Origin of the sequence: Candidatus Mycolicibacterium alkanivorans (assembly GCF_022760805.1) — a bacterium.
Classification (GTDB): Bacteria; Actinomycetota; Actinomycetes; order Mycobacteriales; family Mycobacteriaceae; genus Mycobacterium; species Mycobacterium alkanivorans.
This window is the reverse complement of record NZ_JAIVFL010000001.1, coordinates 1,115,504-1,135,630: the sequence shown is the minus strand read 5'-3', so window position 1 is coordinate 1,135,630 and position 20,127 is coordinate 1,115,504. Positions and strand designations below refer to the sequence as shown.

General features: G+C 68.5%; 15 protein-coding genes and 1 tRNA gene. 10 read left to right on the top strand and 6 right to left on the bottom strand.

Going from position 1 to position 20,127, the window contains the following annotated elements:
• Positions 1–18: 18 nt before the first annotated feature.
• The 3 genes from K9U37_RS05560 to K9U37_RS05550 are packed head-to-tail and all read left to right on the top strand — an operon-like array spanning position 19 to position 2,334.
• Positions 19–1,269, top strand: a complete 1,251-nt coding sequence (locus K9U37_RS05560) for a polysaccharide biosynthesis protein (RefSeq protein WP_243073239.1) — start codon at positions 19–21, stop codon at positions 1,267–1,269.
• A 25-nt stretch (positions 1,270–1,294) separates the two neighbouring features.
• The gene (gene ppgS / locus K9U37_RS05555) at positions 1,295–1,996 is read left to right on the top strand and encodes a polyprenyl-phospho-N-acetylgalactosaminyl synthase PpgS (protein ID WP_243070859.1); all 702 of its coding nucleotides are present in this window, start codon (positions 1,295–1,297) and stop codon (positions 1,994–1,996) included.
• Positions 1,993–2,334 (top strand): DUF2304 domain-containing protein, encoded by a 342-nt coding sequence (locus tag K9U37_RS05550; protein ID WP_243070858.1) that lies wholly within the window; start codon positions 1,993–1,995, stop codon positions 2,332–2,334. Before ppgS ends, K9U37_RS05550 begins: the two co-directional genes overlap by 4 nt.
• On the opposite strand, the gene K9U37_RS05545 is transcribed toward K9U37_RS05550, so the two are convergent.
• Positions 2,331–3,269: an NAD-dependent epimerase/dehydratase family protein gene (locus K9U37_RS05545; protein WP_243070857.1), complete on the bottom strand. Its 939-nt coding sequence runs from the start codon at positions 3,267–3,269 to the stop codon at positions 2,331–2,333. The two genes, K9U37_RS05550 and K9U37_RS05545, sit on opposite strands and share 4 nt — an antisense overlap.
• 37 nt (positions 3,270–3,306) lie before the next feature.
• Here K9U37_RS05545 and K9U37_RS05540 point away from each other — a divergent pair, with 37 nt between their 5' ends.
• From K9U37_RS05540 to K9U37_RS05520, 5 genes are all read left to right on the top strand, one after another.
• Complete coding sequence (locus tag K9U37_RS05540) at positions 3,307–5,094, top strand: hypothetical protein (RefSeq protein ID WP_243070856.1); 1,788 nt, start codon at positions 3,307–3,309, stop codon at positions 5,092–5,094.
• A 489-nt stretch (positions 5,095–5,583) separates the two neighbouring features.
• On the top strand, positions 5,584–6,192 hold the full coding sequence (locus K9U37_RS05535) for a hypothetical protein (protein ID WP_243070855.1): 609 nt from the start codon (positions 5,584–5,586) through the stop codon (positions 6,190–6,192).
• Positions 6,193–6,203: 11 nt separating this feature from the next.
• The gene (locus tag K9U37_RS05530) at positions 6,204–6,911 is read left to right on the top strand and encodes an RES domain-containing protein (RefSeq protein ID WP_243070854.1); all 708 of its coding nucleotides are present in this window, start codon (positions 6,204–6,206) and stop codon (positions 6,909–6,911) included.
• A 763-nt stretch (positions 6,912–7,674) separates the two neighbouring features.
• Positions 7,675–9,834: an adenylate/guanylate cyclase domain-containing protein gene (locus K9U37_RS05525; protein ID WP_243073238.1), complete on the top strand. Its 2,160-nt coding sequence runs from the start codon at positions 7,675–7,677 to the stop codon at positions 9,832–9,834.
• Positions 9,831–11,231: a mechanosensitive ion channel domain-containing protein gene (locus K9U37_RS05520; RefSeq protein ID WP_243070853.1), complete on the top strand. Its 1,401-nt coding sequence runs from the start codon at positions 9,831–9,833 to the stop codon at positions 11,229–11,231. Before K9U37_RS05525 ends, K9U37_RS05520 begins: the two co-directional genes overlap by 4 nt.
• A 62-nt stretch (positions 11,232–11,293) precedes the next feature.
• Here the strand turns inward: K9U37_RS05520 and K9U37_RS05515 are convergent, their stop codons facing one another.
• On the bottom strand, positions 11,294–13,057 hold the full coding sequence (locus K9U37_RS05515; protein ID WP_243070538.1) for a transposase: 1,764 nt from the start codon (positions 13,055–13,057) through the stop codon (positions 11,294–11,296).
• Positions 13,058–13,353: 296 nt separating this feature from the next.
• A complete protein-coding gene (locus K9U37_RS05510; RefSeq protein WP_243070852.1) occupies positions 13,354–13,593 on the bottom strand; it encodes a hypothetical protein in 240 nt (79 codons plus the stop codon).
• 454 nt (positions 13,594–14,047) lie between these two features.
• Here K9U37_RS05510 and K9U37_RS05505 point away from each other — a divergent pair, with 454 nt between their 5' ends.
• The gene (locus tag K9U37_RS05505; RefSeq protein ID WP_243073237.1) at positions 14,048–14,227 is read left to right on the top strand and encodes a hypothetical protein; all 180 of its coding nucleotides are present in this window, start codon (positions 14,048–14,050) and stop codon (positions 14,225–14,227) included.
• A 24-nt stretch (positions 14,228–14,251) separates the two neighbouring features.
• On the opposite strand, the gene K9U37_RS05500 is transcribed toward K9U37_RS05505, so the two are convergent.
• Together K9U37_RS05500 and K9U37_RS05495 are read right to left on the bottom strand one after the other, a co-directional pair.
• Positions 14,252–14,327, bottom strand: a tRNA-Thr gene (locus tag K9U37_RS05500).
• A 25-nt stretch (positions 14,328–14,352) separates the two neighbouring features.
• Entirely contained in the window at positions 14,353–15,567 is a 1,215-nt protein-coding gene (locus K9U37_RS05495; RefSeq protein WP_243070851.1) for a DNA polymerase III subunit delta', read from the bottom strand.
• Between the two features lie 94 nt (positions 15,568–15,661).
• Here K9U37_RS05495 and K9U37_RS05490 point away from each other — a divergent pair, with 94 nt between their 5' ends.
• A complete protein-coding gene (locus tag K9U37_RS05490; protein ID WP_243070850.1) occupies positions 15,662–17,260 on the top strand; it encodes an adenylate/guanylate cyclase domain-containing protein in 1,599 nt (532 codons plus the stop codon).
• On the opposite strand, the gene topA is transcribed toward K9U37_RS05490, so the two are convergent.
• Positions 17,257–20,046 (bottom strand): type I DNA topoisomerase, encoded by a 2,790-nt coding sequence (topA, locus tag K9U37_RS05485; RefSeq protein ID WP_243070849.1) that lies wholly within the window; start codon positions 20,044–20,046, stop codon positions 17,257–17,259. The genes K9U37_RS05490 and topA overlap by 4 nt on opposite strands.
• Positions 20,047–20,127 lie beyond the last annotated feature (81 nt).

The following is a 20,127-nucleotide window of genomic DNA, read 5'->3' as shown; positions in this document are numbered from 1 at the left end:
GGTGCGTCGTTCGACGCACTGAGAGTCGCGGGCGCCGGCCAGGTGCGCGGCGCGGCGATCACCCGCGGCAGCGTGGCCCGCGTCGGCGTGGCCACCGCCATCTCGGCACTGTGCGGATATGCCGTGCTCTACCTAGCCGCCCGCGATCTCGACCCGGCCGGCTTCTCGGTGTTCGGGGTGTTCTGGGGCGCTTTCGGGCTGGTCGGCGGCGCGGCCTACGGACTGCTGCAGGAAGCCACCCGCGAAGTGCGGTCAACCGGTCACGTCGAGGTCACCGAGGGCCCGCAGACCCATCCGATGCGGGTCGGGGCCGGGCTGGGCGTGGTGGCGGCCACCGTCATGGCAGTCACCGCACCGCTGTGGGCGCCGCACGTCTTCAGCGAGTCCAGAGCCCTGTCGGTGATACTGCTCAGCGCCGGCCTGGCCGGCTTTTGCGTCCATGCCACACTGCTGGGTTTGCACGCGGGACTGGGTAATTGGGGTCAGTACGGCGGATTGATGGTGACCGACGCGGTGATTCGCGTCGTGGTGGCCGCCGCGACGTTCCTCCTGGGCTGGGGTCTGCTCGGCTTCCTGTGGGCGACGGTCGGCGGCGCGGTGGGCTGGGTGCTGCTGTTGCTGGTGTCGCCGGCCGCCCGGATGGCCGCCCGGGTGCGTACCCCCCGCGGCACCGGGACCTTCCTGGCCGGGGCAGCCCACTCGATCGCCGCCGCAGGGGCCAGCGCGATCCTGGTGATGGGCTTCCCGGTGTTGTTGAAGGCGACCTCGGGTGAACTCGGCGCCGCCGGCGGCGTGGTGATCCTGGCGGTGACGTTGACCCGCGCCCCACTGCTGGTGCCGCTGACCGCGATGCAGGGCAACCTGATCGCCCACTTCGTCGACCACCGCGGCCACCGGCTCAAGGCGCTGATCGCTCCTGCCCTGGTGGTGCTGATGCTCGGTGCGGTCGGCGTGCTGGCCGCGTGGCTGGTGGGCCCCTGGCTGATCCGGGTCGCCTTCGGCGCGGCGTACACGCCAGCCGGTTCGCTGCTGGCGTGGCTGACCGCCGGCGCGGTCGCGATCGCGTTGCTGACCCTGACCGGCGCGGCGACCGTGGCCGCCGCGCAGCACCGGGCGTATTCGATCGGCTGGGTGGGGGCCACCGCGGCGTCGGCGGCGCTGCTGAGCCTGCCGCTGGATCTGGAGCAACGCACCGTCATCGCGCTGCTGTGCGGGCCAGTGGTCGGCATCGCCGTACACCTGGCCGCGCTGGCCCGCGCCGGACGCTGAGCGTCCCCCGGTCAGCGTGTACCTTGTGGGCATCGACACGCCCTACCCCGACGTCTGGATCATCATCCCGGCGTTCAACGAATCCCAGGTCATCGGCGGCGTCATCGCGGACCTGCGCCAAGTCTTCGACCACGTGGTGTGCGTAGACGACGGCAGCCGCGATGACACCGCCGACGTCGCACTGCGCGCCGGTGCCCACGTTGTGCCCCATCCGGTGAACCTGGGCCAGGGCGCGGCCATCCAGACCGGTGTGGAGTACGCCCGGCGCCAACCCGGCGCGTCGGTGTTCGTCACCTTCGACGCCGACGGCCAGCACCGCGTCAAAGACGTCGTCGCCATGATCGACCGGCTGTCCAACGGCGACGTCGACATCGTCGTCGGCACCCGCTTCGCCGAGACGACGGTCAGCCACACCCCGCCACTGAAGCGGCTGATCCTGCGCACCGCCGCCGCACTCAGCCCGAGTAGCCACCGGCTCGGGCTCACCGACGCCCACAACGGGCTGCGGGTCTTCAACAGATGCGTTGCCGACAACCTCAACCTGACGATGAACGGCATGAGCCACGCCAGCGAATTCATCAAGATCATCGTCGAGAACAACTGGCGGGTGGCCGAGGAGCCGGTCGAGATCCTCTACACCGACTACTCGATGTCGAAGGGCCAACCGCTGCTCAACGGGGTCAACATCATCTTCGACGGGTTCCTGCGAGGAAGGATGCGCCGATGAACTGGATCCAGGTGCTGCTGATCGCCGCCGTGATCGCACTGCTGGTGTACCTGCTGCGGGCCCGCACCAACGCCAAGGCCAAGGCGTGGGTGAAGGTGGGCTACGTGCTGTTCGTCATCGCCGCGATCTATGCGATCCTGCGGCCGGACGACACCACCGTGCTGGCCAACTGGCTCGGTGTGCGGCGCGGGGTGGACCTGCTGACCTACGCCCTGATCATCGCGTTCGTGTTCACGACGATGAGCACCTACATGCGGTTCAAGGAACTCGAGTTGCGGTATGCCCGGCTGGCCCGTGCAGTAGCGCTAGAAGGCGCGCGCGTGCCCGAACAGCCCTAGGCGATTTCGCGGAAGTACTCGACGGTGCGCCGCACGCCCTCATCGAGGCGCACCTGCGGATGCCAGCCCAGCACCATCTCGGCCTTGCGGACATCCAGGCACGAGCGGTTCACGTCGCCGAGCCGGGGCGGGGCGAACTCGGGCTCGTCGGGCGCGCCCGCGGCCTTGGCGACCGCGCTGTGCAGCGCACGGTCGGAGGTTTCCACGCCGGTGCCGATGTTGAACCGCTGGCCGCCACCGGCTGGGCCGGAGGCCCGCACGAAAGCGTCCACGACGTCGTCGACGAACACGTAGTCACGGGTGTTGGACCCGTCACCGAACACCCGGGTGGGCCGGCCCGCCAGCAGCGCGGTGGAGAAGATGGCGACCACCCCGGCCTCGCCGTGCGGGTTCTGCCGCGGACCGTAGACGTTGGACGGGGCGATATGCGAGCAGTCCAGACCGTAGAGGTGACGGAAGGTGTTCAGATAGGTTTCACCGGCGAGTTTGCTTGCAGCATAAGGCGACTCAGGGTCAGGAGGGGCGCTCTCGTTGGTCGGGTAGTTCTTCGGGACGCCGTAGATCGCCCCACCGGAGGAGGTGAACACCACCTTGCGCACCCCTGCGCGCCGGGCCGCCTCGGCCAGTCGCACGGTGCCGACGACGTTGACCGTGGCATCGAACTGCGGGTCGAGGACCGAGCGGCGGACGTCGATCTGTGCGGCGAGGTGGTAGACGACCTCGGGCCGGTGCCGATCGAGCAGCCCGGCCAGATCCGCGCTGACGATGTCGGCCTCGACGAACTCGAACCCGTCCTGGGTGCGGGCGCCGTCGAGGTTGGCCGCCGCGCCGCTGCTCAGATCGTCGAGGCCGACGACGGTGTGCCCGTCGGCGAGCAGGCGGTCGACCAGCGTCGATCCGATGAACCCGGCGGCGCCGGTGACCAATACCTGCATTCGTGTCACCCTACCGAGGGGCCGTACAGTCGAGGCGATGGCAGTTCCGGCTCGGGTGGCGCGCGTGCCACCGGTCGCGGCGGCGGCCGTCGCCTTGATGGTGCTGCAGCTGGTGGTGCGCGCGGTGCTGGCGTTCGGCGGCTACTTCTACTGGGACGACCTGATCCTCGTCGGGCGCGCCGGCACGCAGGGGCTGTGGTCCCCCACCTACCTGTTCGACGACCATGACGGTCACGTGATGCCCGCGGCGTTCCTGGTCGCCGGGGTGATCACCCGGCTCGCCCCGCTGGTGTGGGCGTGGCCGGCGGTCAGCCTGGTGGTGCTGCAGCTGCTGGTCTCGCTGTCGGTCCTGCGAACCCTGTACGTGATCCTGGGCTGGCGCCCGGTGTTGCTGATTCCCCTGACGTTCGCGTTGTTCAGCCCGCTGGGCGTGCCTGGCTTCGCGTGGTGGGCGGCCGCACTGAACTCCCTGCCCATGCTGGCCGCGATGGCCTGGGTGTGTGGCGATGCGATCCTGTTGCTGCGCACCGGAAATCGGCGGTATGCGGTCAGCGGGGTATTGGTATACCTCGGTGGTCTGCTGTTCTTCGAGAAGGCGGCCGTCACCCCGTTCGTCGCATTCACGGTTGCCGCGCTGCTGTGGCATGTGCGCGGCGAACCGGTGCGCGCGGTGTGGCGGGCCGGTATACGGCTGTGGGTTCCAGCGCTGGCGTTGACCGGTGCATGGGTGGCCGTCTACCTCGTGGTCGTCGACCAGCAGCGGTGGAGCTCGGATCTGGCAATGACGTGGGATCTGTTGCGGCGCTCGCTCACTCACGGGATCGTGCCGGGATTGGTGGGCGGTCCGTGGCGGTGGGAGCGTTGGGCGCCGGCGTCCCCGTGGGGCGTCCCACCGCTATCGGTGATGGTGCTGGGCTGGGTGGTACTGGCCGCGGTGGTGGCGGTGTCACTGGCACGCAAGCAGCGCATCGGGCCGGTCTGGCTGGCGGCGCTGGGTTATGCGGTGGCCTGCCAGATCCCGATCTACCTCATGCGGTCCTCGAAGTTCACCGCCCTGGAGTTGGCCCAGACCCTGCGCTACTTCCCCGATCTCGTCGTCGTACTGACTCTGCTGGCCGCTGTCGGGTTCTGCGCTCCCAACCGTGCCGGGTCGGGCCGATTGGACCCGTCGGGCTCGCGCACCGCGGTCACCCTCGTCGCGGCAGTGGCGTTTGTGGCCAGCAGTCTGTACTCGACTTCGACGTTCCTCACCAGCTGGAAGGACAACCCGGCGCAGCCCTATCTGCAGAACGCGGTCCGCGCGCTGGCGCAGGCGCGGGCGGCGTCGTCGGCGCCTCTACTGGACCAAGAGGTGGACCCACTGGTGCTGCAGCGGGTGGCTTACCCGGAGAACCTGGCCAATCACATGTTCGCACTGATTCGCGACCGGCCCGAATTCGCCAAGTACACAACGCAATTGCGGATGCTCGACACCTCCGGCCACTTGGTGGACGCCAACGTGGCCTGGGTGCGCACGATCGTGCCGGGCCCCAAGCCGGGCTGCGGGTACTTTGTGCAGCCCGATGTCGCGGTGCAGATGCCCTTGGACGGGCCGATGCTGCCGGCGGAGTGGACCGCCGAGATCAACTACCTGGCCAACAGTGACGGCTCGATGTTGATGTCGCTGTCGGAGGGGCCCGAGACCAAGGTAGCGGTGCACCCCGGGCTGAACCGGGTGTACGTCCGGCTGTCCGGTGCCGGCGATGCGATCACCGTGCGCGCAGCCACCACCGCGCTCTCGCTGTGCCTGGCGTCGGGCCCGGTCGGCTTTCTGGCTCCGCGCTGAGCGCACCCATGTGGCCCCGGAAAAAGTGGAGCCGCCTGGGGGAATCGAACCCCCGACCTATTCATCCTGGGTAACAGCCGACCTGCGGTTTCTCAGAAACGCCCGGTTGCATAAAAGCGCAGGTGAAGGCCTGGATTGCCCGCCCAAGTCCCGCCTCGTTTACAGAATCGCGCTCCGTTTCCGCGGCGTAACCGCGCCACGCCGAGGAGTTTCCGCGCCCTTCCCGGACGCCGGGCCGCCGCCGGTCAGTAGCCGAGGCGCCGCGGAGTGGTGCTTCGCGGCGGCGACTCCCGCGCCGGTACACCGCCGCAGTCGGTGAGGTAGGGATAGACCAGGGTGGGCATCTGCCCATCATCGCCGACGCCGCGGCCGCTGCCAGCACCGGTGCGCCCCTTGGCAGCCGTCGCTCCGTGCCAGCAAGGCGTTGCCGGTGCAGATTCCATGCCTGTAGCAGTCGTGGCTTCAGCGCATCATTGCTACACTTGCTACATGAGCGTTGCCGATTCCCCCACCTATGAGGTGCAGGAGCGCGGGGATCATCTGGAAGTGCGCGGCGTCAGCCGGCGTGAGGTCCTCGAGGCGCTCCGCTTGCACGCCGAGGTTCAGGTAGTGAGGGCCGCCCGCGTCGCGGAAGTCCGCGACAACCTGGTGCAGACCCTGATGGCTAAGAACGTGTCGCTGATCCCGCCGGCGAGCCTGGCGCAGGCCCAGCGGCTGGCCGCCCACCGAGACGCGCTGCTTGCCACACCGGCCTACACCCACGAATCGCTGCAGCAGGTGCGCGGCGACGCCCGCGAGTCGAGCACCCGCACGTGGCTGTCGCGGCGCAAGGACGCCCGGGAGCTGTTCACCGTCAAGCACGACGGACGCACGATCATTCCCGCCTTCCAGCTCGACGCCAACGCCGAGCCGCGGCCCGAGCTGCAGCCCGTCCTGCAGACGCTGATCGACGCCGGCGTGCAGAGCTGGGCGCTGTGGACGTGGCTGACCGCACCGACAAGCCTGCTCTCCGGGGAGATTCCCGAGCAGCTCGTGCGCTCCAACCCCCAGCGGGTGCTGCGCGCGGCTCAGCGGTTCGCCGCGGCCAACGCGGCCTGAGCCCGCCCGCGTTGGCCAAGACGCCGCCGCCGCAGGACCTCACCTGCCCCGACCCCGACGGCTGCACGGTAGCACCGGACCTGCCCCCGCTGCGGACAGTGTCGCTGGCGAAGGGAACGACATGGTATCGCGTCTACGACGCGACCTGGGGCTACGACGAGCACAACCCCGGCTACGGTGACGCCCGGTTCTCCCCGATCAACGATCCGAAGACCACGCAGCGCCTGCCCAGCCTCTACCTGGCCGCGACACCGACCGCGGCGCTGCTGGAGACGGTGTTCCACGACGTGCACCAGAGCAGCGACCGCATCGTCTACGAGCGCGACCTGCGCGGCAAACTGCTTGCCCACGTTCGGGTTCCCGCGATCGCCGCGCTGGCCGATCTGCGAGACGCGCAGCTACGGCGGCTCGACTTGCCCAGGGAGGCCGTCGTCTCCTCCGCCGCCGAGCACTACCCCTGCACCCGCAGGCTGGCGGTGTCCGCACTCGGCCGCAGCAAGCGGCTGCACGGCTTCATCTGGCATTCCCGGCAATCCGAACTCGCCCACCGCGAACCGGCCGAGGTGGTCGTGCTCTACGGGGAGCCGCGGTACTCCTCGCAGCGCGGCAGCTGGAAGCTGTTCGGCCCCGGAGCCTCGTCGCTCTACGATGGTCCCGGGCGACTCCTCGCCGAGGAGGTCGCCGAGAGCCTCGACGCCGTCATCGAACGCGAAGATTAGCGCCGAGAACGCACAGCACGGTTCTGGCCCGAAAGCATCAGCCCCCCACTTGCGCCGGGTGGCCCGCACCGTCTCACCTGCGTGGTTCCGTGCGCACATCCTGCCGCTGGAGACCTGGGGCAGCTGGGATGAGGCCGAGCCTGACCTGCTGTCCGACCCCGACCCTCAGCTTCGCATCAACGAGCTGGCCGCTGACCTGGCCACCACCGGCTTCGAGCATCCGCCCCGGGAGACTCCGCGGCGGGCGAAGTGCGGTTGCTGCTGCCGCGCTGGCCACAGCGGCGCGACGAGGTCGCCGAACGGCTGCGCGAGGGCCGTCAATGACCCGGGCACCGCCACTCGACGTCGCCCTTCTCGTTCGACCAGTGCGAGGTGATGTAGGGGGACGTCGCAGCTGGCAGAGTAGGTGAACACGTGGGGTTCTCTTGCGGCAGAACGGCTTTCTTGGTCGAAACCGATCCTTGAGCAGGAACCCCACGTCCTGCTCTCGCGACACGCCGGAAACTCCGGTCACACCAACCTCACACGCCCCAGGTGAGAAACCTCATTATGCGGGATTCAGTTTTACCCGCTAGTCTGCTGCGGTGCTCGGGGGCAGTGTCGCTTCGCGAATCGATCAGACCGCCGAACCGAGAGGAAACCAATGCCGCTGTCGTCGCTTGGGGCGAGCCTCGGGCCGGTGACCGCGTCAGAGGACCCCGCGACGTCGGCCACACACACCGCGGCAACGCCGCCCGGCGATACCGGTGCCCCGCCTGCAGCCATGCCGGAGACAGAACCCGCTGCTCGACGTGCGCGCGGCCGGTTGCGACGCGGGCTCCTGTCGCGGGTCAGCATCAAATCCAAGCTGATCGTCATGCTGCTGGTCTCCAGCATCGTGTCGGCGGCCGTGGTGGGGTTAATCGGTTACGAGTCGGGCCGCACTTCGCTGCGGGCATCTGTGTTCGACCGGCTGACCCAGGTGCGGGATTCGCAGAGCCGGCAAATGCAGGACAAGATCAACGACCTAAGGAATTCGCTGATCATGTATACCCGCGGGTCGACAACCATCGATGCGCTGGGAGCGTTCACCGCCGGCTTCGACCAGCTCGCCACGGCGAGCATCAACCCGGCGCAACAGCAACAGGTCGCCGACCGCTACAACCAGTTCGCCAAGAACACCGAACAGAAGACCGGCAAACGGCTCGATCCGCTCGCGTTGTTACCGGACTCCAACGCCCAGAAATACCTGCAGGCCTACTACAGTGCGCCGGTCGGCTCCGCCAACAACGCGATCGACCTCGACGATGCCCGGGACGGCAGCGCATGGACCGCGGCCAACACCCGCTACAACGACTTCTTCCGCGAGATCGTCGACCGGTTCGGCTTCATCGACGCGCTGCTGCTCGACGGTCGCGGCAACGTGGTGTATTCCGCCGACAAGGGCGTCGACCTGGGCACTAACCTCCTGACCGGGCCGTATCGGGAGAACAACCTGCGTGGCGCCTACGAACAGACCATGGCGTCGAACGCGGTGGACTTCGCGGCGGTCACCGACTTCCAGCGCTACCAGCCGGCCGGGGATGCCCCAACGGCCTGGATGGTGGCGCCGGTGGGGGTGCACGGGCGCGTCGACGGCGCACTGGCCCTGCAGTTCCCAATCACCGGACTGAACCGGTTGATGACCGTCGACAAGCAGTGGCAGTCGACCGGCCTAGGTACGACCGGTGAAACCTATTTGGCCGGGCCTGACGATCTGATGCGGTCCGATTCTCGGCTGTTCCTGCAGAACGCGGAGCAATATAAACGCGACGCCGTCGAAGCGGGCACCCCACCCGACGTGGTCGACGAGGCGGTCCGGTTGGGCGGCACCATGCTGGTGCAACCCGTCGCCACGGACGCCCTGCACTACGCTCAGCGAGGGCAGAGCGGCACGCTGATCACCTCGGATTATCTCGGACACCAGACGCTGCAGGCCTATGCCCCGGTCACGCTGCCCAACACCGACCTGCACTGGTCGATCATCGCCAAGATCGACACCTCCGAGGCGTTCGCGCCGGAGTCGTCGTTCACCCGCACCCTGGTGCTCACTTCGACCGCGCTTGTGTTCGTGGTCTGCATCGCGGCCATGCTGCTCGCCCAGCTGTTCGTGCGGCCGATCCGCAGGCTGGAGGCCGGTGCCCAGCGCATCAGCCGCGGAGACTACGCCGTTTCGGTACCGGTCGAGTCGCGGGACGAGATCGGCGATCTGACGGCGGCCTTCAACGAGATGAGCCGCAATCTCGGCATCAAGGAGCAGTTGCTCGCCGAGCAGCGCAAAGAGAACGATCGGCTGCTGCTGTCTTTGATGCCCGAGCAGGTGGTGCAGCGCTACCGGGAGGGCGAGCAGACCATCGCGCAGGATCACCAGGACGTCACGGTGATCTTTGCCGACATCGTCGGCCTGGACGAACTGTCCGACGAGCTGCCGTCGGAGGAATCGCTGGCGATCTTCAACGAACTGCTGCGACAGTTCGACGCAACGGCAGAGGGCCTGGGCGTAGAGCGGGTGAGGACCCTGCGCAACGGCTACCTGGCCAGCTGCGGGCTGAATGTGCCGCGGCTGGACAACGTCCGGCGCACGGTGGACTTCGCCCTGGGGATGCAGCGCATCATCGACCGGTTCAACGGGGAGACCGGCCGCCGCCTCGACATCAGGGCGGGCATCGACACCGGCACCGTGACCAGTGGGCTGGTCGGCCGGTCGACCATTGTCTATGACATGTGGGGTGCCGCGGTCAACCTGGCCTACCAGGTGCAGAGCGGTTCCCCGAAGCCGGGCATCTACGTGACGGCGGATGTGTACGAGATCATGCGTGACTCGCGGCATTTCGCCCGGGTCGGCGTGATCACCGTCGACGGGGCCGAGGAGCCGATCTGGCGACTGTCGGAGCGTCAGTCATGACGGCCCTGTTGGACTCCTCGTGGTTCTACTGGGCGATCGGGGTCGCCGTTGGCCTGCCGGTCGGGCTGATTCTGCTTACCGAGTGGCAGCACGTGCTGGTCCGCAGGCAGAGCATCCTGGCCAGGCCGGTCAGCCTCCTGCGCAACTATCTGCTTCCGCTGGCTGCATTGCTGTTGTTGCTGGTCAAGGCCACCGAGGTGTCGGCCGAGGCCACCTCGGTGCGCGTGGTGGCCACCGTGTTCGGCTTCGTCGTGCTGGTGATGCTGCTGTCAGGGCTGAACGCGACGGTCTTCCAAGGCGCGCCCGAGGGCAGTTGGCGCAGACGGTTGCCGACCATCTTCATCGACGTGGCCCGCTTCGTGCTGATCGCGCTCGGCCTGGCGATGATCTTCTCCTATATCTGGGGCGCCAATGTCGGAGGTCTGTTCACTGCGCTGGGAATCAGCACCGTTGTTCTGGGCCTGGCGTTGCAGAACTCCGTCGGCCAGATCATCTCCGGCCTGCTGTTGCTGTTCGAGCAGCCGTTCCAGATCGGCGACTGGCTCGACACCCCGACGGCGCGGGGCCGGGTGGTCGAGGTCAACTGGCGGGCCACCCATATCGACACCGGCAGTGGCATGCAGGTCATGCCCAACTCGGTGCTGGCCGGCGCGTCCTTCACCAACCTGAGCCAGCCTGCCGGGGCGCACAAGATCTTGATCACCACGACGTTCTCACTGGTTGATCCGCCCGACGTTGTGTGCGCGATGCTCAACCGGCTAGCCAACATGCTGCCGTACCGCAAGTCCGACGTGGCGCCAGTGAGCGTCGCAGTCGGCGGCAGCGAGTACCGCACCACCGTCGCGCTGCAGTCCCCCGCCGACGACGCCGCCGCGCGGTCCATGTTCCTGCGCTGGACGTGGTACGCGGCCCGGCGCGAAGCCCTGCACCTGGACGGGGCCGTGGACGAGTTCTCCACCCGGGACCGTGTCGAGAAGGCGCTGCGCGCCGTCGCACCCAAGCTGCGGCTTGTCCACACCGACCTACAAGAGCTGGCCGCGTATGCCACGGTCGCCCGCTTCGGCGCCGACGAGATCCTTCAGCATTCGGGCGAAGTGCCCACGGCCATGGCCTTCCTCGTTGCAGGTCGGGTGCGCATAACAGCGACGGTTGACGACGGATCACTGATCTCAGTCGGCACGCTGGAGGAAGGGGCGTTCCTCGGCCAGACCGCGCTGACGCGGCAGCCCGTACTGGCCGGGGCGTATGCCCTCGACGAGGTCACCGTGCTGCAAATCGACCGCGCGCACATGGAAGAGCTGGTACTGCGCAAGCCCGTGCTGCTGCAGGAGATCGGCCGCGCCATCGAAGATCGGCGGGCCAACGTCCTGCGGGTATTGGCTATGGCCGGCGATTAGGTGGTGGGCGCCAGTTAGCGCCGATTTTCACTCAGCGAATTGACCCTCATTTTGATGCCTGCTCATGCGAACTCGTAGCGCACGGTGCGGCCGCCGAGCCAGGGGACGGAGGTGGTGGGCAGGTTGGCTTGGCGCAGTACGGGTGAGTAGGTGCGCCGGTCGAGGCGGACCACGATCTGGTTGCCGTGGTTGAGGATGTGCCCGCCGGTGGACAGGAACCGGCGTTGCAGGGTGTCGGGGGTGGCGGTTGCGTAGCCGGGGATGCGGCGGCGCAGGGCGGCGCAAAGGGTGTGGGCAAGGACGGTGAGCACGACGTCGAGGTCGATGTTGAGGGGGACGGCTCCGGTGAGGGAGTCCAGGTGGAAGGAGCGGATCGCTTCGGCGAGGCGTTGCTCGATGTTCATTCTGCGGGAGTAGGTCTCGATGACCTGTTTGGCGGGCATCGAGTGCTGGTTGGTGATCAGGATGGTGGGCTCGTCGTGGCCCAGGCCGGCGACGGCGAGTTGACGCAGCGTGCCGGGGTAGGTCGATAGTCGCGCGGCGGGGTCTTCGATCATCTGGACGCGGCGGGTTCGGCCGCCGGCGCGGGCCACGGTCAGCTTCGTCCAGGCGCTGGTGGGTAGCGCGTGCAGGTGGGCGGTGAGTTTGGGGGTGCGGGCGCGCAGGGTGATGAAGCCGATGCCGCGCTGGGTCAGTTCGCCGAGCTGGGTTTGGGTGGTGACCTTGGAGTCCATGACGAGCAGGGCGGGGTGGGTGCCGGTGACGGTTTTCCAGTGCTCGGCGAAGTCGAGGACCTCGTTGTTCTGGGTGGCTTTGACGAGGTCGGCGTTGGCGTAGAGCAGGGCGTGGGAGTCGGCGTCTTCGGCGAAGAAGGTCAACACGCTGCGGGTGCGTTGCGAGCGTGAGGGCACGTAGTGTTTTTCCAGCGCGGCGTCCTCACCCCAGTGCATGACGGCATGGAAGTCCAGGTTCAGCACCTCGCCGGTGGCCAGGCCCGCGGCGACGGAAGCCTTGTCCAACGCGGTCAGGAACTTCTTCTGCTTGGCGTGTTGCAGGCGGTAGGAGTACGTGGTCAGCGCGGTCGTCTTGGGCAGGGCGGTGAGCCCGGTGAACAGCGCGGCGCCGGGGTCGGCGGCCAGATCGTGCACGTGGGAGACACGGCGGGTGCCGGTGAGCTTGACCGCCAGCAGAGCGAGCAGGTAGTTGATCGCGGGGATGTCGCGGGTGCCGGGGTAGCCGGCGGCGGTGACCAGTGCGGGCAGGTCCACGGCGAGCAGGTCGGGCAGCACGAGCAGCAGCCCGGCCATCCGGGTGGGCGCGTCGGTGGGCAGCTGGGCGTAGTCGTCGGCGGCCAGTGCGCGGGCCCGGGGCAGGTCTTGGCGCCGGGGGCCGCCGCGGGCGGCGTCGGGCCGGCGCCAGATCCGGGGTAGGCCGGCCTCGTTGATGACCTCGCTGATCCCGGTGCGGTTCAACCCGATGCCCTCGGCGGCCAGCTCGGCGGCGATCTCATCGATGGAGTACCCCTGCGCGCGCAGGGCGATGATCCGGGTCCGGGCGGCGTCTTTGCCGGGTGCGGTCTTGGGGCCGGGACGGGCATCGAGGAAGAAGTTCTTCGCCCCGGCGCGGAAGTCGGCCACCGCCGAGTGCAGCCCGGCGGTGGTGTAGCCGAACCGCTCGGCTACGGCCGCGGCGGGTTCACCGTCGAGCAGATAGGCCCGCAATGCCTCGTAGCGGGTCTGCGGGCCCACGGCGGGGACGGCGAAGAACTCGCCACCCACCCGGGCTGCTTGCGGGGCATTCGCTGACTGGTCGATACTGATAGTCAACCGTGCTCGGTCACGGCGATCAAGGACCTGCGAACGCGTGTCGCCCGACTCGGGGGTTGATCGCGCCAGAACCCTTGAAATAGCAGCAATGTAGTTCCAGTTGCCGTCGGTTGACATTCGGGTCCTTCGACCGGATGGGATCAGTGCCAGCCGGGTATTAACTGATCAGTCAGCGATATGCCTTCACTATGTCGCGCCGCGATCACATCACCGCGCACCGAATCGCCTTGCTACGCAACCCATCCAAACCTGGCGACGCCATCAGCTACGATCTGCGCGAACCCACGATCAGATAATCACCGCTCCGCGAAAATCGGCGTTAGTAGTTGACCCTGCACCGACCCGGCGGAGGCCGTGCTGATCGAACTCGACGAGCGCGGCGTCGAGGATCGATCCGGTCGCCTGGTCAGGCATGCCCCGCCTGCGAAACCCGCTCTGGCGTAGCCGTTGTAGCGGACCTTCATCGGCAGATGATCCCACGTCCAGTTGGCCGGACGCGAGCGCCCGGCGAGCATCACGAACAGATCTTTGGGCACGTCGCGGTCGATGGCCTTGAGGAACTGGCCGCCGCCGCGGCCCCGCCGGTACCGACGATGAACTGACCCCAGAGTCCGCCGTTGAGGATCTGCTGACGCACTGGCTCGCGACATGCCAGGCCGACACTGAGTTGGCCATCGCCGACGGCGCCAGTCCGCGCAAAACCACGGACACCCTCGACGGCTACGCGGATGTGACCGAGCGGACGATTCTGCCGGCGCTGCGGCAGGTGCGGCTGCGCGTCCTCACCCCAGAAGATGTAGTGGAGATGCGGCGTCGGATCGTCGAGTGGCAGGGCGACACCTCACGCCTCGGCCCGCGGCGCGGTGTTCCCCACCCGCAACGGCACGTTCCAGTCGGAGGCGAACGTGCGCTCGCACTGGCGGGAAATCCGCGGCGACGACCTCGCCTGGGTGGTCCCCCCACTCAGTGCGTAAAACGGTGGTCACCGCGGTGGAGCGGGCGTTGGGACTGGAGGCCGCTGCGCGTCAGGCTGGGCATGGCAGCAGCGAGATCACGCGCCGGCACTACGTCGAGCGGGCCGTGGTGGTGCCGGATTACACCGCCACTCTCGACGAGTATTCGCGGCCTATCCGCGCCCTACGGGCCGTTACGGACGATGCAGCGGGGTAACCCACCCCCTCTGAGCTGTACTTATGGAGCCGCCTGGGGGAATCGAACCCCCGACCTATTCATTACGAGTGAATCGCTCTACCGACTGAGCTAAGGCGGCGCGGCCTTCAGGCCGAGCAATGAGTCTACAGGTCCGAACGCAATGCCTGACCAACGGTCGCCACCAGCGCATCGACCGCGAACTTCGGCTTGACGTTGGTGGCCAGGGCCTCCCGGCACTCGAGCACCGCCTCGATGCAGCGCAGTAACCGCTCCGGGGAGGCGTGCACGGCCAGCGCCGCCACCTTCTCGGCCATGTCCGGATGGTTGGGCACCACCGCATCGGCCCCCTCAGCCACCAGCAGCGCGTCGCGGAAGTACGTGGCGAGGTCGATGAGTGCGCGGTCCAGCGCATCGCGCGAGGCACGGGTCTGCCGGGACTTCTGCCGTCGTTCCAGGTCCTTGATCGCACCCGCCGCTCCACGCAGCGCGCCCGCGGTGCCCTTGCCGGTTCCGCCGGCCCCCAGAGCCGTGCGCAGCTCCTCGGTCTCGGCCTCGTCGCGGCCGACGGTGAGCGCTCGGGCCTCGGCCTCCGCGGTGGCGACCAACTCCTCGGCGGCGGCGAACGCCCGGGCCGGCGTGGCGGCGTCACGGGCCAGCCCCAGCGCCCGGGCACGACGCTCGCGGGCGTCCGGGTCGGTGGCCAGCCGCCGGGCCCGCCCGACGTGCCCGCCGCTGACAGACGCCGCCCACCGCGCCTCCTCGGCGGACAGCCCGTCGCCGGCGACCAGCACCTGGGCGATCGCCTCCGTCGACGGGGTGACGAGGGCGACATGGCGGCAGCGCGAGCGCAGCGTGATCGCAATGTCCTCGGGATCCACCGAGGGCGCGCAGAGCAGGAACACGGTCGACGGCGGCGGCTCCTCGACCACCTTCAGCAACGCGTTGGCCGCACCCTCGGTGAGCCGGTCGGCGTCCTCGACCACCACGATCTGCCAGCGACCGGTGCCGGGCCTGCGGGACGCGATCTGGACGATGCCGCGCATCTCGTCGACCCCGATCGACAGGCCCTCGGGGATGATGCGACGCACGTCGGCATGGGTGCCGGCCATCGTCGTCGTACACGCCCGGCACTCACCGCAGCCGGGGGTGCCCTCCGACGTGCACTGCAGCGCCGCCGCGAAGCACAGGGCCGCAACCGAGCGACCCGAGCCGGGGGGCCCGGTGATCAGCCACGCATGTGTCATGGTGCCGGTGGCGAGCGCATCGCGAGCGGAATCACCCCGAGCGGCGCGGGCGGCGGCCACCAACTCGGCTTCCACCGCGCCTTGGCCGACCAGCCGCGAAAATACCCCGGACATCACCTCCAGACACTAGTGTGATCGGGCGACACTGCCGTTCCGCGGTCCGTCGCCAAGGTGCAGATCGGTCACTGTGGACCGATACGGTGAACTGGTGAGCACCGAGCCGGTCACTCCCGGGCGAATCAGCGCATTCGTCCGCTGGGTGGCGCGTACACCGTGGCCGGTGTTCTCCCTGGGCATGCTGCAGGCCGACATCATCGGCGCCCTGCTGGTGCTCGGTTTCCTGCGCTTCGGACTGCCGCCCGCCGACCGCATCATGCTGCAGGATCTCCCGAAGCTGAACCTGGCGATCTTCCTGAGCTATCTGTTCATCTCGTTCGGGGTCGCCGCGTTCTTCAGCCTCATGCTCCTAGTCCCGGTTTTCCGCTGGCAGCGCCGCGACGCGCTGCTGGCCGAGGACGACCCGGAGGCCACCGAGGCAGCTCGGCTGCGGGCCCTGCGGATGCCCACCTACCGCTCGGTCATCAGCATGACGAACTGGGTGCTGGGCGCGATCGTGTTCATCGCGGCCAGCTGGCCGGTCGCCAGCCGCGCCGCCCCGGTGCTGGCGGTCGCCTCCCTGCTCGGCGCCGCAGCGACGTCGATCATCGGCTACCTGCAAGCCGAGCGGGTGCTGCGGCCAGTCGCCGTCGCCGCTCTGCGCGGCGGGGTGCCGGAGAAGTTCCGCCGGCCCGGCGTGGTGCGGCGCCTGGTGCTGACCTGGCTGCTGTCCACCGGCGTTCCGCTGCTGGCAATCGTGCTGTCTGTGGTGGCCAGCAAATTCTCCCTGCTGCAGGCCTCGGCCGACCAGCTGTTCACCCCGATCCTGATGATGGCCGTCGCCGCCCTGGTGATCGGCCTGGCCGGCAACGTGCTGTCAGCCATGTCGATCGCCGACCCGCTGCGCCAGCTGCGCTGGGCGCTCGGGGAGGTCCAGCGCGGCAACTACAACGCCCACATGCAGATCTACGACGCCAGCGAGCTCGGCCTGCTGCAGGCCGGCTTCAACGACATGGTGCGCGACCTGTCCGAGCGGCAACGGCTGCGTGACCTGTTCGGCCGCTACGTCGGCGAGGACGTCGCCCGGCGCGCGCTGGAACGCGGCACCGAGCTCGGCGGCCAGGAGCGCGACGTCGCCGTACTGTTCGTCGACCTCGTCGGCTCGACCCAACTGGCCTCGACTCGCCCGCCCGGCGAGGTCGTCAGCCTGCTCAATGACTTCTTCCGGGTGGTGGTCGAAACCGTCAAGAAGCACGGCGGATTCGTCAACAAGTTCCAGGGTGACGCGGCGCTATGCATCTTCGGCGCCCCCATCGAGCACCACGACGCCTCCGGCGCGGCACTGGCCGCATCGCGCGAACTGCACGACGAACTCGTCGAGGTGCTCGGCCAAACCGACTTCGGTATCGGGGTCTCGGCCGGGCGGACCATTGCTGGGCACATCGGCGCCCAGGCTCGCTTCGAGTACACCGTGATCGGGGATCCGGTCAACGAGGCGGCCCGGCTCACCGAGCTTGCCAAGCTGGAGACCGGCCACGTGCTCGCCTCGGCGATCGCGGTCAGCGGTGCCCTCGATGCCGAGGCGCTGTGCTGGAACGTCGGCGAGGTCGTCGAACTGCGCGGGCGAACCGCCCCGACACAGCTGGCCCGGCCGACGAATCTGGCGGTTCCGGCCGAGCAGCGTCAAGTCGGCAGCGACGTCTCCGACTAGCTGCGCTTGGCCGCTTTCTTCGCCGGCGCCTTGCGCGTCGTCTTCTTGGCGGTCGCCTTGACCGGGCCGCGGGCGCGGCGGTCGGCCAGCAGCTCCGAGGCGCGCTCGTCGGTGATAGTCGGCACGTCGTCACCCTTGCGCAGGCTGGCGTTGGTCTCGCCGTCGGTGACGTACGGGCCGAACCGGCCGTCCTTGATCACCATCGGCTTGCCCGACGCCGGATCGGTGCCCAACTCGCGCAGTGGCGGCGCCGCCGCACCCTGCCTGCCACGGCGCTTCGGCTCGGCGTAGATCTTCAGCGCGTCTTCGAGGGTGATGTCGAAGATCTGATCCTCGGTGGCCAGTGAGCGAGAATCCGTGCCGCGCTTGAGGTACGGACCGTAACGCCCGTTCTGCGCGGTGATCTCCTCGTTGGTCTGCGGGTCCACACCGACAACGCGGGGCAACGACAGCAGCTTCAGCGCGTCCTCGAGAGTGACGGTCTGCAGGTCCATCGACCGGAACAGCGAGCCGGTGCGCGGCTTGGGCCCGGTCGGCTTCTTGCCCTTCTCGGCGGTCCCGCCGCCGTCGTCCTCCGGCGGCGGGGGCAGCACCTCGGTGACATACGGGCCGTACCGGCCGTCACGCGCGACGATCTCGTGTCCGCTCTCCGGGTCGACGCCGAGAACCCGGCCCTCTTGCGGTATCGCGAAAAGGGTTTCGGCCAGTTCGAGGGTGAGCTCGTCGGGAGTGATCTCGTCACTGAGGTTGGCCCGCTGCGGGGTCGGCTCACCGTCGTCGCCGGTGATCATCCGCTCCAGGTACGGGCCGTTCTTGCCCACCCGGACCACGATCGGGCGGCCGTGCTCGTCGTCAAAGAGCTTGATGGAGTTGACTTCTCGGGCATCGATACCCTCGAGGTTGACACCCACCAGCTTCTTGAGGCCACCGGCGCGGGCAATGGAGTCGGCCACCCCGTGCTCGCCGCCGAAGTAGAAGTTGGACAGCCAGTTGGTGCGCCGCTCGTGTCCGGAGGCGATCTCGTCGAGCTCGTCCTCCATGGCCGCGGTGAAGTCGTAGTCCACCAGTCGGCTGAAGTGCTGCTCGAGTAGGCCGGTGACGGCGAACGCCACCCACGACGGCACCAGCGCGCTGCCCTTCTTGTGGACGTACCCGCGGTCCTGGATGGTCTTGATGATCGAGGAATACGTTGAGGGACGGCCGATTCCGAGGTCCTCGAGCGCCTTGATCAACGACGCCTCGGTGTAGCGCGCCGGCGGGTTGGTGTTGTGGCCGTCGGGGGTCAGCTCGGTGGCGTCCACCCGCTGACCCTGGCGCAGCTGCGGCAGCCGGCTCTCGGCGTCGTCGGCCTCACCGCCGGCGAGCTCGTCGACGGTTTCGACGTAGGCCTTCAGGAATCCCGGGAAGGTGATGGTGCGCCCGCTCGCACTGAACACGACCTCGCGCCCGTCGGGCTCGGTGCCTGCGATCCGCAGGCTCAGCGTGGTGCCGCGGGCGTCGGCCATCTGAGAGGCCACCGTGCGCTGCCAGATCAGCTCGTAGAGCCGGAACTCGTCGGTGCCCAGTTCTGGGTGCAGCGCCCCCGGGGTGGCGAACGTGTCACCGGCGGGCCGGATGGCCTCGTGGGCCTCCTGAGCGTTCTTCACCTTGCGGGTGTACTGCCGCGGCGAAGGGTGCACGTACTCGTCGCCGTAGAGCTGGCGGGCCTGGTTGCGTGCGGCGTCGATGGCCGACTGCGACAACGTGGTCGAGTCGGTACGCATGTACGTGATGTAGCCGTTTTCGTAGAGCCGCTGAGCCACGCTCATGGTGCGGTCGGAGGTGAACCGCAGCTTGCGGCCCGCCTCCTGCTGCAACGTGGAGGTCATGAACGGCGGATACGGCCGGCGGGTGTAGGGCTTCTCCTCCACCGACGCCACGGTCAGGCTGGCACCGCGCAGCCCGGCGGCCAGCAAGCTCGCAGCTGCCTCGTCGAGGACCAGCACCTCGTCGGGCTTGCGGACCGCACCGAGGGAGTCGAAGTCGCGACCGGTGGCCACCCGCTTGCCGTCGACGGTGACCAGCCGGGCGTTGAACCGCGACGGCGAGGCGTTCTTGTCGGACACGCTGGCGTCCAGCTCGGCCAGCACGTCCCAGTACGAGGCGGTGCGGAACGCCATGCGGTCGCGCTCGCGCTGCACGATGATGCGGGTCGCCACGGACTGCACCCGCCCGGCCGACAGCTTCGGGGCTACCTTCTTCCACAGCACGGGGCTGACCTCGTAGCCGTAGAGGCGGTCCAGGATGCGGCGCGTCTCCTGCGCGTCGACCAGGTCGTTGTCCAGGTCGCGCGGATGCTCGGCAGCGGCGCGGATGGCTGGCTCGGTGATCTCGTGGAACACCATCCGTTTGACCGGCACACGCGGCTTGAGAGTCTCCAGCAGGTGCCAGGCGATGGCCTCGCCCTCACGGTCGCCGTCGGTCGCCAGATAGAGCTCGTCGACGTTCTTCAGCAGGTCTTTGAGCTCGCTGACGATGCTCTTCTTGTCGGGGCTGACGATGTAGAGCGGCTCGAAGTTGTGCTCGACGTTGACGCCGAGGCGGGCCCACGGCTCGGACTTGTACTTCGCCGGCACGTCGGCGGCGTTGCGGGGCAGGTCGCGGATGTGTCCGCGGGACGACTCGACGATGTAGTTGGAGCCCAGGTAGCCGGCGATTTTGCGCGCCTTGGTGGGCGACTCGACGATGACGAGCCGTCGGACACGGCCATTGCCGCCGCCGCTGTCGCGGGTTTCCTCGTCAGCCAACTGCGCTTACGCTCCACTTCTGTCTCGCCCACCGGCACCCCCGGGTCCGCAGGCAACTGACAATTTCGCACCCCGAGCGGG

Bases quoted from the DNA above. Each gene is read 5' to 3' on its own strand.
- K9U37_RS05495 (WP_243070851.1), bottom strand. From the start codon at position 15,567: ATGTCCGGGGTATTTTCGCGGCTGGTCGGCCAAGGCGCGGTGGAAGCC.
- K9U37_RS05545 (WP_243070857.1), bottom strand. From the start codon at position 3,269: ATGCAGGTATTGGTCACCGGCGCCGCCGGGTTCATCGGATCGACGCTG.
- K9U37_RS05535 (WP_243070855.1), top strand. From the start codon at position 5,584: ATGAGCGTTGCCGATTCCCCCACCTATGAGGTGCAGGAGCGCGGGGAT.
- K9U37_RS05520 (WP_243070853.1), top strand. From the start codon at position 9,831: ATGACGGCCCTGTTGGACTCCTCGTGGTTCTACTGGGCGATCGGGGTC.
- K9U37_RS05525 (WP_243073238.1), top strand. From the start codon at position 7,675: ATGCCGGAGACAGAACCCGCTGCTCGACGTGCGCGCGGCCGGTTGCGA.
- K9U37_RS05540 (WP_243070856.1), top strand. From the start codon at position 3,307: ATGGCAGTTCCGGCTCGGGTGGCGCGCGTGCCACCGGTCGCGGCGGCG.
- K9U37_RS05550 (WP_243070858.1), top strand. From the start codon at position 1,993: ATGAACTGGATCCAGGTGCTGCTGATCGCCGCCGTGATCGCACTGCTG.